Origin of the sequence: Oceanimonas sp. CAM02 (assembly GCF_032842915.1) — a bacterium.
Classification (GTDB): Bacteria; Pseudomonadota; Gammaproteobacteria; order Enterobacterales; family Aeromonadaceae; genus Oceanimonas; species Oceanimonas smirnovii.
Genome location: NZ_JAWJBK010000013.1, coordinates 21,391 through 34,620 on the forward strand (window position 1 = coordinate 21,391; position 13,230 = coordinate 34,620).

The following is a 13,230-nucleotide window of genomic DNA, read 5'->3' on the forward strand; positions in this document are numbered from 1 at the left end:
GGAGATATCGAAGTATGCTCAAGAAAATTATTCTATTGGTAGCTGTATTTGCCTTTTCTGGCCAAGCTATCTCAGCAATAGACGATAAAGAATACGCTAAATGCGCTGTTATTGACGGGGACTTGGCTCGCTTAGAGTGCTTTGACAATTTGGCAAAAAAGAAGAATCTTGATGGTCGGCAAGTTCAGCCAACGTCTATAGAAGGCAAAGGAAAATGGAAAGTCTCTGTAGATGTAAACCCAATTGATGACTCAAAGACTGTTACATTAGTCCTGGATGCAGATTCGGGCAAAAATAGATGGGGTAATCCTGTCTTTCTAGTCGCAAGATGCCAAAGTAATTCTACAGACCTTTACATAGGGTGGAATGATTATCTTGGTAGTGAAGCGGACGTACTTACGCGAGTCGGCGATAACAAAGCAGTCACGCAAAGGTGGAGCATGTCCACTGATAAAAAGGCATCTTTTCATCGTAAACCGATACCCTTCTTAAAAGAAATGCTAACTTCACCAAAATTGGTAGCTCAGGTAACTCCCTATAATGAGAGTCCTGTTACAGCTATTTTTAATACCGCTGGTTTAGAGAATGCAATTAAACCACTTCGGGAAACTTGCAGTTGGTAATGCTTAACAAGGCCAGCCAGAGGGACAGCCAAACCGCTGCGCGTTTTGTCTGCCCCTGCTGGCGGCGTTATGCATTAGGAGGCACTGAGCATTGAGCACTGTCGAGGATTGGGCTAAGCAAATTGTTGCCAATGAGCTGGGCGAGATAGTTGAAGTCCATGATGATGGTTCTGAATCTGGAATGTATGATCTTAGGATAGGATCAAAGAACGCTCCTGAATATGCTATTGAATGTGTTGGCGCAGTCGATCCTGTCGCAACTGAAACATGGAATGTTGGCCCAGCAAAAGGCCCCCTTAAGGTTAACTCAGCAGGTGATTGGATTGTCTCTATTAAGAGATCTGCGAACATTAAATCGCTCAATCGAGGTATTGCCAATATTATAGGACAATGTGAAGATTTAGGTCTTACAGAATATACACCTGTTGATTGGCAGCTAAGGCGCTTTAACGCAGAGTTATTCAACGCCTTGGATGGTTTTGGAATAACTTCCTTGTACATGTATCGAGAAGCGGGAAGTAGTAATGCTCATTTGACCATGGATGGGGGAGGCGGCCCAGTCAGTCAAAGTGGTAATGATGTAGTCGGTTGGGTGAGCAAGTTTTTAAGCAGCGATGATAAGGCTGATGTTGTAAAGAAACTTCGAAACTCTAGCGCAAAAGAAAAGCATGCCTTTATTCCGATTGTTCTTGGTGGCGCACCTTGGAGCGTTGAATCTTATTTTTTTAGTGAGATGCCGGTTCCGAATATTCCACCAAAATTACCTGAGCCTATAACAGGGGTATGGATTACTTTGAATGGCAAGGGAGTTAGATACATGAGTGGTCAGTGGCATGTTTTTAATTGCTAAAATGCATAACAAGGCCATGCACGGCGACAGCTTCTTCGTTACGGCTTCGCCTTCACTACAAAGCTGCGCGTGTTGGCGGCGTTAGAAGGTCACAAAAATCAGAGTTATGAGCGAGATTGAGATAATAAAAATAGTTGAGGAAATGCTACTGGCTTTTGGTGGAGCTATAGCATTGATTACTGCACTAGTCACCTGGCTGGGTGTGCTTTTGCAAAAGCGAATATTGCAAAAAGAGCAAAATGCTCTATTGCACAAGCTTGAGTCTTACAAGCAGGAGCTTAGCTTAGCAAAATCGAGTTACGAAAATTACCTTGACCAAATTCTGGATTACTACAATGCGTATTACAAGCACTATAGGTTATGTCAACACGCATGCGATGCTGATGCGCATAGGCATCCGGACGGTTCAATTACTTTTACCCAAGATGATTTTGATGCAGGCCTAGATCAGTTTCTTTTGCAATGGTCCGAGAAAGAGGGAAGAATACGAATTCTTCTTCCTGAGAAAATTTTAGAACTGCATGAGCGTTCTATTGACGCATTTAACGAAGTAAAAAATGCTGTTGAGGGGTTTAAAAAAGACCACGAAAGCCGTCAAAAGAAGCACGAGGCTTTTGCTCGGCTGGACACGGTGAAGACCGAGCTAGAGGCTGCTATACGTAAGTTTCTTAGAACTGAAGATTTACTGAAATAGGCTTCTAACAAAGCAATGTACCCGAAGCCAAAAGCGTCGCGGCTTTGTGTACGCTACGCTTATAACACAAATCCGCGCCACTTTCGGCTCGGGTAATTGCGGCGTTATGTCTACAAGCAGAAGAGGAGTCAGTCACCAAGTGGAACTCGGATCTTTAATAAGTCAAGTTGGTGACCTTGAGAAGGTTATTCGAGATCACATCAATACCCATCGTTATCAAGTCGATTTGCTACAAGATTCGTCGAATTGGAATCAGATATGTAGCTCGCTTGACGTTATTGGTGACACGATGTTCGCAATAGGCTCGTATGGAGCGAGCGAATTCCCAAAGGATTCTGGGCTCCAATACATTTACACGTACGGTTTGCTTCAGTCTCTTTTTTTGCAGCAAGATGCCCTGCGTCACTTGAGTGAGGCATTCGACATTCAGTTGAATCCTTCGCCTACTCTGATGGAAATAAGAGGTATACGTAACGCGTCTATAGGGCACCCTACCAAGCAGAATCAGAAGGGCGAACGTTTCTATAACTATATATCCAGAATGTCGATGTCAAAACACGGCTTCGACCTACTGCGGCATTCCGAACATAGAAACTTCGATGTGGTCAATGTCGACATTCCAGCCATGGTGAAAAGTCAACTAGCTGAAGTGATCTCGGGGTACACGGTAATCGCAGATAAACTTGCAGAGGCCGATAGGATGCATAAGAAAAGGTTTAAGAGTTCACTACTTCGAGATGTATTCCCGTCGGCGATGGGTTACTTTTTCGAAAAAATAGGCCAAGGCATTTGGGCTCATTCGCCAGGCGACCGGGAGTTTGGACGATCTAACCTTCGGATGCTAAGAGAAACGTATGAAAAATTCCAAAGCGCTCTAGAAGAGCGAAATGAGCTTAGCGAATATACCAAATTCGATCTTGACCAATACTTTCATGCAATAGAGCGATTAGAAGGCTATTTCGCGGGAAGCAGTGAATCAATGGAAGAACCAGATGCTCGGATATACTGGTCATATCTACGCAATGAGCATGCAGGCTTCACACAAATTGCTGAAGAAATTGATGAACAGTATCAAAAATAGACATAACAAAGCGTCGCACCGGACACAAAACAGCAGGCTGTGCTCCTTCGTCGCAAATTTTAGCCTGCTATTTTGTGCCGTTTACGGCAAGCGTTATTACCTTACGGGAAAATTATGAACTCCTAGACGATTTTCATTGTCGAATTCGCTCTAATTTTGGCGCATATTCACTCACGCCTTAACGTGGCATTATCAATTTATTCAGCTATGAGCGACTACTCAAAACTTAGGAGTTACCATACTACATACACTACTGTAAATTATATTTTTATCCCTCTTTTAATCTTTCTGCCTGCTTGCAATAGTAATGAGCGCATCAATGATTTGCTGTGCAGGGCTGAATATCATTACAATACTCTCGGAGCGGATGCGGCTATTGCGACTGTACGTGAAATCGATAATAAGCATGAGTATGTTATAGATAGTAATGTTGCGCGTTTTTTGCTCCTTTGGGGTGAAAAAGAGCAAAGGATTGAAGACTTTGATCACGCTAACTTCATATTGAACTCGATGAAGTCGCTTCCCGATGATCCGGATAAAATTAGTGCGCGATATATTAGTGATGCTGGATTATTCCCGCTCTGTGGTTACCAGTTGCGGTACTCATGAATAAATATTTTTTAACAATGGAGTCTGGTATGAAAGGTAAAATCCTTGATTTTAATGAAGAAAGTCGCTCAGGCATTATCTCGGGAGACGACGATAACAGATACAACTTTGAGATAAAGGAATGGAAGGGCAGTCAGCTTCCCAGAGCAGGTAACAGGGTTGATTTTTTTGCTAACGGCGATGCTGCAGAGGCCATTTATGCCGAGCCGGCCACCAATAGTGCATCATCAAAGAAAATTGCTGCGGCCTTGTTTGCCTTCTTCCTTGGTGCATTTGGGGCACACAAGTTTTATCTGGGATATAACAAGCAGGGTGCCATCATGTTACTGGTGTTCCTGTTTGGGTTTATTCTGCTTGGTTTTCCTTCATTGGTGATTGGGATTATCGCATTTGTGGAGTTCATACTTTACCTGGTTAAGTCTGATGAAGAGTTTGAGCAGACGTATGTAACAGGCTATAAACCCTGGTTCTGATGTTAACGAAATTGGCTGCAGCTGCTTTAAGGTCGCAGCCAACTTGTTACTTTTGCCTTGTAATTCGGCGCGGTAAAAAATGTGTTTCAACAGTCTGTTCGTCAGAACATCGTTGGGTAAGATAAATCTCTGATTTAGTAAGCAATGCTGTTATGAATACCAAAAGAAAGCGGTTTGAAAGGAATGCAAAAGGAAAAAAAATCAGAACATTATCCAGAACAGAAGCCTGGGATTCCGCTGTTGCCGAACATCAATATGCACTTTGCATCAGCATTTTTCTTTTGTTTATTGCAGGGGCGTTGGCTTACGACTTTTTTTATCATGGCGGTATGGTTGTCAGCCTGGGCAGACGTGATGACAGCTGGCCAGTTAAACTTTTTATAGGCACCTTTGTTTCGCTCGCCGTCTGGGGGTTTTTAAGCACATTAATGGATATCTGGCAGGACTTTCGTCGCAAGGTTAAACAACGACGGGTGATGAAATAGAAACCCTGCTGCCTGGGTCATGAACGGCAACATATTTTTATCAGGTGTTGTTATGGCATTAACCCAAGAAGACGAATCCAGAATCATTGAAATGGCCTGGGAAGACCGCACTCCCTTTGAGGCCATTGAGTTGCAGTTTGGCCTTGGTGAGGCGGAGGTGATTCGATTTATGCGCCGGCAGCTAAAGCCTGGCAGTTTCAGGGTGTGGCGTGCGCGGGTGTCGGGGCGTGCCACCAAGCATCTCAAACTGCGCAGCCCGGATGTGAGCCGGGGCTATTGCCCCACGCAATACAAGCACCGTTAATGCACAGAGTTTTGTTACACTGATTTTTTATCTGAAGGGTGGTGTCATGCACGGAGAATTCAAGGTGCCGGGCGGCAAACTGGTGGTGGCCGACGTTGAGGTTGAGCAGGATTGCCTTGCGCACGTGAGCATTTCCGGTGATTTTTTTCTGGAGCCGGAGTCGGCGCTGGACTGCATTAACCAGGCACTTACCGGCATGCCGGTGACTGCCAGCCACCAGACGCTTGCGGCCGCCATTAACGCGGCATTGAATGACGATGTAATGATGTTCGGCTTTTCTGCCGAGGCGGTGGCCACGGCGGTGCGCCGGGCGCTGGGCAAGGCCAGCAGCTGGCTGGATCATAAATTTGAGGTTATTGCCCCGGTCTGCCTGCCGGCGGCGGAGCATGTGGCGCTGGACGAAGTGCTGGCTCATTCCGTGGGCACCGGCCTGCGCAAACCCACGCTGCGCTTTTGGGACTGGAGCGATTCGGTGGTGGTGATCGGCTCGTTTCAGTCGGTAAAGAACGAGGTGGATATGGACGCCGCCGCCGAGCACGGGGTGCAGGTGGTGCGCCGTGTTACCGGGGGCGGGGCCATGTTTATGGAGCCGGGCAACTGCATTACTTATTCGCTTACCGTGCCCACGTCGCTGGTGGACGGGGTTAACATTGAGCAGTCTTATCAGCAGCTGGATGCCTGGGTGCTGGGCGCGCTAAACAAGGTGGGCATCAGGGCCCGTTATGTGCCGCTGAATGATATTGCTTCCGACAAGGGCAAGATTGGCGGCGCGGCGCAAAAGCGCTTTGCCAATGGCGTGCTGGTGCACCATGCCACTCTGGCCTACGACATAGACGCCAGCAAAATGCTGCAGGTGCTGCGCACCGGTCGTGAGAAACTGTCGGACAAGGGCATTACCAGCGCCAACAAGCGGGTGGATCCCATGCGCAGCCAGACCGGGCTGGAGCGTCAGGCCATTATTGAATCCTTTATCAGCCATTTTGCCGAGCTGTATCAGACTCAGGCCGGCAGTTATTTGCCGCAGGAGCTGGAAGCAGCCAAAGCTCTGGTGTCGAGCAAGTTTCTCACTGAAGAGTGGTTATATAAGGTGAGCTGAACGGCCAAGTGTATAAATCTTGCTCGAAGTAGTGTGATTATTGCTGCCAAATAACGCGAACGTCGGGCAAGTTTAAACCCACTCGAAAAGTCGGGAAATAACGGGTAGAATAGCCGGCAAAATCACGTTAAAGAAGAAGCGAATTATGTCTTTACCTCCTTGCCCCCAGTGCAATTCCGAATATGTTTATCAGGATCAGGCGCAGCTGATCTGCCCCGAGTGTGGTCATGAGTGGAACCCTGCGGAAGTGGCCGCCGAAGATGCGCCCATTACTGCCAAGGATGCCAACGGCACCCTGCTGCAGGAAGGGGATCGCATTACCGTGGCGAAGGATCTGAAAGTGAAGGGCAGCTCCATGGTGATTAAAATTGGCACCAAGGCGTTAATCCGCCGCATTGTGGATGCCAAGGATCACGAGCTGGACTGCAAGGTAGACGGCGTGGGCGAGATGATGGTCACCGCCGCCTTTGTAAAAAAAGCCTGATGCATGAGGCCGCCGTAACAGGCGGCTTTTTTTATGGAAAATATTCTTGTGAGCGCCTGCTTGATGGGCGCGCCGGTACGCTATAACGGCAAAAGCCTGGGGCTGCAGCCCCAGGATCTGGACTGGCTTAAACAGCACTTTTGCATTAAAACCCTGTGCCCGGAAGTGGCCGGCGGTTTGCCGGTGCCCAGAGCGCCGGCCGAGTTAACCGCTCATGCCCGGGTAATGGATAATACTGGGGTTGTTTGCACAGACGCCTTTGTGCGTGGTGCTGAACAAACGCTGGCGTTTTGCCGGGCGCACCATATTCGCGTTGCCATTCTGGCTGAAGCCAGCCCCTCCTGTGGCAGCAGTGTGATTTATGACGGTCGTTTTTCCGGCACCAAAATAGCGGGGCAGGGCGTTACCACTGCGCTGTTGCGCCGGCATGGCATTCAGGTGTTCAGTCAGCATAACGTGGCCGAGCTCAAACAATGTCTGCGTTCACCTTAACCAGGCATTTGTTGTGCAGTTAAAAACGGTAACTCAGGCCAATAGCAGGGCCGCCCAGCCTGGCGTTGTAAATATAGTCATCATGGTGGTAGTCCACGTCGATCACCTTATAGCCGGCAAGCACGGATAACTGCGACGGCAACTGATAGCGGACTGCCGCCAGTAACGACCAGGTGCTGTCGGCCTTGCCGGCATGTCCGCCAATATCCCCCTGCACCAGTAAAGAAAGCTGCTCGCTGGCTCGCACCTGAACGCGGGCAGCAACAATGGGAGCCGCCCAGCAGGGTTGCCGACCATTGCTGGCTGTCGAGGCGGGCAGAAGTGCTGGCTCCTGCCGGAATGGTCACGCTGAAGCCCGGTAATTGCATGGCGGGCAATGGTCCCACGGCTTCCCTGTTACTGGTGTCGGTAAACATGGCATCACCAAAAAATACCAACCGGTTGTGACGCACCCAAAGGTTGATAAAGCCGCCAGCATTAAGATTGTCGATGATGTCGGAAAATGATTGTTGCGTGCTCAGCTCAGGTGCCCGGCGAAACGGAGAAAGATTGGCATTCAGCCCGGCAGCCCAGAGATAGGGAGTGAGTTGCCAGTGGGTTTCATCCGTTGGCCCGGCAACAGCCGCTGCGCTAATGCCATGGCTGCAGCAGAGTGAAACGGCGGTCAGTAATTAACATTAAAGTAGTGTAACAACGGATAATGTTTCCCGGGTAAAAATTAAACGGAGTTAATCATGTCTTTAAAAGCCCGCAAAATCTTTGCTGTGAGTGCCGCCATTTTGTTACCCGTGCTGGCAGGCAGTGTTCATGCCTGCACGCGTTTTGTGTATCACGGTGCCGATGAACAGGTTATTACGGCACGCTCCATGGACTGGAAAACCGATGTTGGCACTAATTTATGGGTGTTTCCGCGAGGCATGTCCCGCAGTGGTGAAGCCGGCCCTGATTCTCTGACCTGGACCTCCAAATATGGCAGTGTGATTGCCAGTGGCTATGATATTGCCACCACAGACGGCATGAACGAAGCCGGCCTGGTCGCCAATGTGCTGTGGCTGGTGGAGTCTGAATATCCTGAGCGGGATAACAGCAAGCCTGGTTTGTCGTTAGCGGCCTGGGCGCAGTATGTGCTGGATAACTTTGCCAGTGTAGAGGAAGCGGTAGCGGTGTTGCAGCAGGAGCCGTTTACCCTGATCACCGATTTTGTGCCCGGAGAAAACCGCCTGGCCACGCTGCATTTGTCTATTTCCGATGCCAGCGGAGACAGCGCCATCATTGAATATATTGATGGCAGGCAGGTTATTCACCATGACAAGCGTTATCAGGTAATGACCAATTCACCCGCTTATGATCAGCAGCTGGCGCTGTCTTCCTACTGGCAGGAAGTGGGGGGAACCGTGATGCTGCCGGGCACCAACCGCGCCGCCGACAGGTTTGCCCGCGCGGCCTTTTATGTGAACGCCATTCCTAAAACAGCGGATGCCAAAAAAACCATTGCCAGCGTATTCAGTGTGATTAATAACGTCTCTGTGCCTTATGGCATCAGCACGCCGGATCAGCCCAATATTTCATCCACCCGCTGGAAAACCGTGTCGGATCAAAAACGCAAACTCTACTTTTTTGAATCGGCTCTGACTCCCAATGTGTTTTGGCTCGATCTTAACCGCCTGGATTTTTCTGCCGACGCCGGCAAGGTACTTAAGCTTGATTTAGGCGTTGAGCAACAGAATATTTATTCAGGCATGGCCAATGATCAGCTTAAGGAAGCCAAGCCCTTTACCTTTCTGGGGGTATAAGCTTAATCCGGATCGGCACCGGCCGGACCGGATGAATTTTGTTCTTGCCCGCCTTAATTGATTCCTTTAGCATGCCGCTCCTGACCAACCGGTCAGTATTTGCCCTACAGTTTTATGCTCATACTGCCGATAAGACTAAAGTCTAAGCACTACACCGCCTGGAGCCGGCATGCACAAGTTCAAGTTAACCACCATTCTTATTGCTTTTGTTACGCTGTCTTTGGCAGTACTGACGCTGGTGTCTACCGTTATTAACGTGGAGCGGTTTTCCGGGCTGTATTACGGCAAAACCGAAAGCGAATATCTGCCCAACAGTGTGGGCAAGGTGGCTGAGCAGGTGCGCGCCGAGCTGCTGCCCACTATTTTGCTGTCTGATAATCTGGCTGCCAACGGCCTGGTGCACGACTGGATGCGTGAGGGCGAAAGTGCCTCTCCCATGCATGGCAGCGTGATGAGCTTTTTCAGAGAGCAGCAGCAGTATACCGGCGCTTCTACCCTGTTTTGGGTTTCAGGCGAAACCAGCACCTATTACACCGATGCGGGCGTGTTCAAGCAGATTTCTCAGTCCGATCCGCTCGATAACTGGTATTACACCTTTATTAACAGCAACCAGCAGCGGGCGCTGAACCTGGATCCGGACGAGCGCACCGGCAAACTGACCCTGTTTGTAAACTCGGTGGTAGAAATTGACGGCAAGCGTGTGGGGGCCGCCGGCATGGGTCAGGACGTATCGGCAGTGGTTGATCTTATCTCGGGTTATCGCCTGGGTGAAAACGGCTATCTGTTTCTGGTGGATGGCAATGGCGTGATTAACGCTCACCCCAAATCGGAGCTGGTGGGCAAGCAGGTAAGCGCCCTGGCCGGGTTTGAGCCGGTGAAGCAGCTGCTTGGCGGCAGTGAAGCCGGTTTTGAGTTTCAGCAAACCGGCTTTAACGGAGAGGATGTGTACCTTGCCACTCAGGCCATTGAGGCAACTGGCCTCAAGCTGGTGGCGGTGCTGCCGGCGGCGGAGATAAGTGGTGCCATTAACGGGGCCATTTCTTCTTCCGTGCTGGTGAGTGTGCTGCTGGCGGCGGTATTTGTGGTGATTACGGTGCTGTTTGCCCGGGCGCTGGGCAAGGCCATTCGTCGTGTGGGTGACGATTTGCTGAATATGTCCGGTAACGGCGGCGACTTGACCACCCGGCTGGATGACAGCCACGACAATGAGCTGGGGCACCTGGCTCATGGTTTTAACGCCATTATTGGTAAAATCCGTGAGCTGGTGGCAGAAATCAAGGCCACCGAAACCGCCATGAAAAGTGGTATTGAGCAGCTGGCCGACCTGGCGGACGATACCTTCAGAGCCACCGACGTACAGCGCGGTCAAACCGAACAAGTGGCCACCGCCATTACTGAAATGGGCCAAACGGTCACGGAAGTATCTGGCATTGCCCAGCGCACTGCCACCGACACCGAAGCTGCCGTGGGTGAAGCCGGCAGCACCAATGCGAATATGGCGCTCACCACCCAGACCATGGCCCAGCTCAACCGGGTGATGACCGACATTGAAGCCACCATTAACGACTTTGCAGATCAGGCCGATGCCATTAACTCTGTGGTGGAAGTGATTAACGCCATTTCCGAGCAGACCAACCTGCTGGCGCTGAATGCCGCCATTGAAGCGGCCCGCGCCGGTGAGCAGGGCCGTGGCTTTGCCGTGGTGGCCGATGAGGTGCGCAGTCTGGCGCAGCGCACCCAGGCTTCCACCCAGGAAATTTCCGAGCAAATTGGCCGGCTGCAGCAAACGGCGCGTCAGTCTACGGCAGCCATTCGGGAAGGCACCGAAAGCAGCCAGCGAGTGGCAGAAAGCACCGAGCAGTCGGCCCGGGCGCTTGCCAGCATTCAGCAGCGCTTTGAGGCCATCAGCTCCGGCAGTCATCAGGTGGCAGCCGCCACGGAAGAGCAGGGCGCGGTGGCCGAGCATATTAACCAGTCGGCTCATGTTATTTCCGACAGTGCTTCCGGCATCCATCATAATGCCGAGCAGCAGCTGGCGGCCATTGGTGAGCTGCAGCAGCGTGCCGAGCACCTGCGCGCTCTGGTGAGTCAGTTTAAGGTGTAGCGCGCCGGCAAAAAATCGGCAAAAACAAAGCCGTCCCGCTCCACTATGTCTCCCGGTGTAATGGCAACCTGTTTTTTAAACATGGGGCCGTCAAACACAAAAGTGTGAAACTCGCCGTTTTCGCCACTGAGATCGGTGCCTTCTGGCAGCTGGGCCAGCAGCTCAGCCGTTAGCTCACGGCCGGCAAACTCTCTTGGCACCTTGTTCGGGTCCAGGCAGGTGATCACAGCGCGCATGCCGTTTTGAAGCATGTTGTGAGGCAGGGTGTCGGTTGGGGTATGCCAGATGGGAAATACCGCCTCAATGCCGCTGTTGGCCAGCCGGTCTTCCCGGTATTGGCGCACGTCTTCCAGCAATAAATCGCCAAAGCCAAAGGCGCTAATATGCTGTGCTTTGGCCCGGGCAACAAAATTACCCATCAGCTGCTGATAATCTTCATTGCTGCAGGGCCAGGGCAGGGGAATGATCTCCAGTGGCAGGCCCATGGCATCGGCCTGTTGTTGCAGCAGAGTGGTGCGCACACCGTGCATGGCTACCCGCTCAAATGCCTGGTTGACCGTGGTAAAGAGTCCGGCTACTTCATAGTCTGCGTTTTGCTGCAGCTGATGCAGGGCCCAGGCGCTGTCCTTTCCGCTGCTCCAGGACATAAGCAGTTTTTGTTTCATGGCGTTTTGTGTTGTTGGTGGAGCCGATACACCATACTGTAATCAATTATAAGGAGATGAGCATGTCTGCCATGCACAGATCTTGTTTTTCAGGCGGCCATGGGCATCATAGGCATTTTTAACTCGCCGGTGATTTGATAATGAAACCAATAAAATATATGGCCTGTGCAGCCCTGCTGGTTCTGCTGTCTGGCTGTGACCATGGCTATGAAGGGGTGTATGAAACCCGTGCCGACTCCTCCAACGAGATGATGTCGCAGCTGATGAGTGACTTTTCCGGCCTGGTGGGCAGTGAGCAGATCGTGATTGGCAAAGACTATATGGAGCACAATGGTGAGCGCACGTATTTTGATGACATTCTGGTGCGTGAGTCGGCGGGCAAGCAATATCTGGTGTTTGTAAAAGACGGTCAGGAAGAGGTCTGGACCATCGTTAACGAGACTACCTTGATGAAGGGCAATGGGCTGGTGAATGTGGTGATGGAGCGGGTGGCGGAATGAGTGCGGTAGCCAGCCCCTGCATTGGTTACTGCAAGCTGAATGACGACAGAGTGTGCGCCGGTTGCTTTCGTCATGTGGATGAGATTGCCGGCTGGCAAGAAAAGCCTGACACTGAGAAACAGACCATTATTGAGCGCTGTGCCGAGCGCAAACAAGGGTTTACACAATAAAAAAGCAGCCCGGAAAGGGCTGCTTTGCTTTGATAGCTGTGTGCTTAGAAGTTAAGACCCATACCAATGGTGTAGGCCCAGGCACCGTCGTCAAAGTTGTTTTCGGCGCTGTCGCCATCATCAAACAGGAACTGGTATTCAGCGCGGGCCTGTACGAAGGTGGAAGGCAGCACATAATACTTGAGACCGACTTCCAGACCGGCAATGCCGGTATCATTGACGCCGTCACCATATTTTCCACCCAAAGACGCACCCACAAACGGACGGGCAGCGCCCTGACCGAAGTGGTAGTCAGCAAACACGCTGGTGCTTCCTCTCCATTCGTCACTGCCATTCTCAACACTGGCGTAGCTTACGCCCTGACGTAAACCCACCAGGGTTTTATCGGTCAGATACCAGCCATAATCACCACTTACACCAGCGCTGCCGCTGTCGAAATCCTTGCTGCTTTCACCGGTGCCCGAGAGAGCAAACTCACGGTCCCCTTCGCTTGGGCCAATGGAATGGCCGCCGTGCATGTTGGCCATGGCCAGAGCAGGCAGAAGCGTGGCACCAATTACTACGGCCAGGGGAGCTTTTTTCAGCATTTTCATTATCACACCTCGGATTAATCACTGTTTTCAATCAAGCACTTGCTGCTGTCGATCCTTGTTATTTAATCCTTGCCACATGCTGCAGCCAGCAAACCTGCAGCCACTTCAGTGTAGAAGCTGTAATAAAAATTTGTCGGTTTTTTGATATTCAGTCTGACAAAACTCGTCGGTGGCGATTCGTTTGACACAGCTTTTGGCCCTGGCTGCTATATTT

The 13,230-nt window shown here is 50.7% G+C and carries 18 protein-coding genes; 15 read left to right on the plus strand and 3 right to left on the minus strand.

Going from position 1 to position 13,230, the window contains the following annotated elements; translation table 11 throughout:
- Positions 1–14 precede the first annotated feature (14 nt).
- The 11 genes from R0I78_RS03345 to R0I78_RS03395 all read left to right on the plus strand — a co-directional run bounded on the left by R0I78_RS03345 (position 15) and on the right by R0I78_RS03395 (position 7,191).
- Positions 15–623 (plus strand): type VI secretion system-associated protein TagO, encoded by a 609-nt coding sequence (locus R0I78_RS03345; protein ID WP_081798247.1) that lies wholly within the window; start codon positions 15–17, stop codon positions 621–623.
- A 91-nt stretch (positions 624–714) separates the two neighbouring features.
- A complete protein-coding gene (locus R0I78_RS03350; protein ID WP_317074309.1) occupies positions 715–1,473 on the plus strand; it encodes a hypothetical protein in 759 nt (252 codons plus the stop codon).
- A 106-nt stretch (positions 1,474–1,579) separates the two neighbouring features.
- Positions 1,580–2,167, plus strand: a complete 588-nt coding sequence (locus R0I78_RS03355) for a hypothetical protein (RefSeq protein WP_317074310.1) — start codon at positions 1,580–1,582, stop codon at positions 2,165–2,167.
- A 139-nt stretch (positions 2,168–2,306) separates the two neighbouring features.
- Positions 2,307–3,248 (plus strand): hypothetical protein, encoded by a 942-nt coding sequence (locus R0I78_RS03360; protein WP_317074311.1) that lies wholly within the window; start codon positions 2,307–2,309, stop codon positions 3,246–3,248.
- Between the two features lie 183 nt (positions 3,249–3,431).
- A complete protein-coding gene (locus tag R0I78_RS03365; protein ID WP_317074312.1) occupies positions 3,432–3,857 on the plus strand; it encodes a hypothetical protein in 426 nt (141 codons plus the stop codon).
- 29 nt (positions 3,858–3,886) lie between these two features.
- A complete protein-coding gene (locus R0I78_RS03370) occupies positions 3,887–4,330 on the plus strand; it encodes a TM2 domain-containing protein (protein ID WP_019935366.1) in 444 nt (147 codons plus the stop codon).
- 152 nt (positions 4,331–4,482) lie between these two features.
- Positions 4,483–4,815 (plus strand): hypothetical protein, encoded by a 333-nt coding sequence (locus R0I78_RS03375; RefSeq protein ID WP_019935365.1) that lies wholly within the window; start codon positions 4,483–4,485, stop codon positions 4,813–4,815.
- 52 nt (positions 4,816–4,867) lie between these two features.
- Positions 4,868–5,119: a TIGR03643 family protein gene (locus R0I78_RS03380; protein WP_019935364.1), complete on the plus strand. Its 252-nt coding sequence runs from the start codon at positions 4,868–4,870 to the stop codon at positions 5,117–5,119.
- Positions 5,120–5,165: 46 nt separating this feature from the next.
- Positions 5,166–6,215, plus strand: coding sequence for a biotin/lipoate A/B protein ligase family protein (locus R0I78_RS03385; RefSeq protein WP_317074313.1), 1,050 nt, complete (start codon positions 5,166–5,168; stop codon positions 6,213–6,215).
- A gap of 142 nt (positions 6,216–6,357) precedes the next feature.
- Entirely contained in the window at positions 6,358–6,699 is a 342-nt protein-coding gene (locus R0I78_RS03390; protein WP_395535318.1) for a zinc ribbon domain-containing protein YjdM, read from the plus strand.
- Between the two features lie 33 nt (positions 6,700–6,732).
- Complete coding sequence (locus R0I78_RS03395) at positions 6,733–7,191, plus strand: DUF523 domain-containing protein (protein WP_317074314.1); 459 nt, start codon at positions 6,733–6,735, stop codon at positions 7,189–7,191.
- Between the two features lie 19 nt (positions 7,192–7,210).
- Here the strand turns inward: R0I78_RS03395 and R0I78_RS03400 are convergent, their stop codons facing one another.
- Positions 7,211–7,438 carry a hypothetical protein gene (locus R0I78_RS03400; RefSeq protein ID WP_317074315.1) on the minus strand — a complete coding sequence of 76 codons (228 nt, stop codon included), beginning with the start codon at positions 7,436–7,438 and terminating at the stop codon, positions 7,211–7,213.
- Between the two features lie 487 nt (positions 7,439–7,925).
- Here R0I78_RS03400 and R0I78_RS03405 point away from each other — a divergent pair, with 487 nt between their 5' ends.
- Positions 7,926–8,984, plus strand: a complete 1,059-nt coding sequence (locus R0I78_RS03405) for a linear amide C-N hydrolase (protein ID WP_317074316.1) — start codon at positions 7,926–7,928, stop codon at positions 8,982–8,984.
- 169 nt (positions 8,985–9,153) lie between these two features.
- Positions 9,154–11,088, plus strand: a complete 1,935-nt coding sequence (locus tag R0I78_RS03410; protein ID WP_317074317.1) for a methyl-accepting chemotaxis protein — start codon at positions 9,154–9,156, stop codon at positions 11,086–11,088.
- On the opposite strand, the gene R0I78_RS03415 is transcribed toward R0I78_RS03410, so the two are convergent.
- On the minus strand, positions 11,073–11,753 hold the full coding sequence (locus R0I78_RS03415; protein ID WP_317074318.1) for an ATP-binding protein: 681 nt from the start codon (positions 11,751–11,753) through the stop codon (positions 11,073–11,075). The two genes, R0I78_RS03410 and R0I78_RS03415, sit on opposite strands and share 16 nt — an antisense overlap.
- A 140-nt stretch (positions 11,754–11,893) precedes the next feature.
- On the opposite strand from R0I78_RS03415, the gene R0I78_RS03420 reads away from it, so the two are divergent.
- Both R0I78_RS03420 and R0I78_RS03425 read left to right on the plus strand, forming a co-directional pair.
- Positions 11,894–12,253: a hypothetical protein gene (locus tag R0I78_RS03420; protein WP_026344876.1), complete on the plus strand. Its 360-nt coding sequence runs from the start codon at positions 11,894–11,896 to the stop codon at positions 12,251–12,253.
- Positions 12,250–12,423 carry a DUF1289 domain-containing protein gene (locus R0I78_RS03425; RefSeq protein WP_317074319.1) on the plus strand — a complete coding sequence of 58 codons (174 nt, stop codon included), beginning with the start codon at positions 12,250–12,252 and terminating at the stop codon, positions 12,421–12,423. The genes R0I78_RS03420 and R0I78_RS03425 overlap by 4 nt, the downstream gene beginning before the upstream one ends.
- Positions 12,424–12,467: 44 nt before the next feature.
- On the opposite strand, the gene R0I78_RS03430 is transcribed toward R0I78_RS03425, so the two are convergent.
- A complete protein-coding gene (locus R0I78_RS03430) occupies positions 12,468–13,016 on the minus strand; it encodes an OmpA family protein (RefSeq protein ID WP_317074320.1) in 549 nt (182 codons plus the stop codon).
- Positions 13,017–13,230 lie beyond the last annotated feature (214 nt).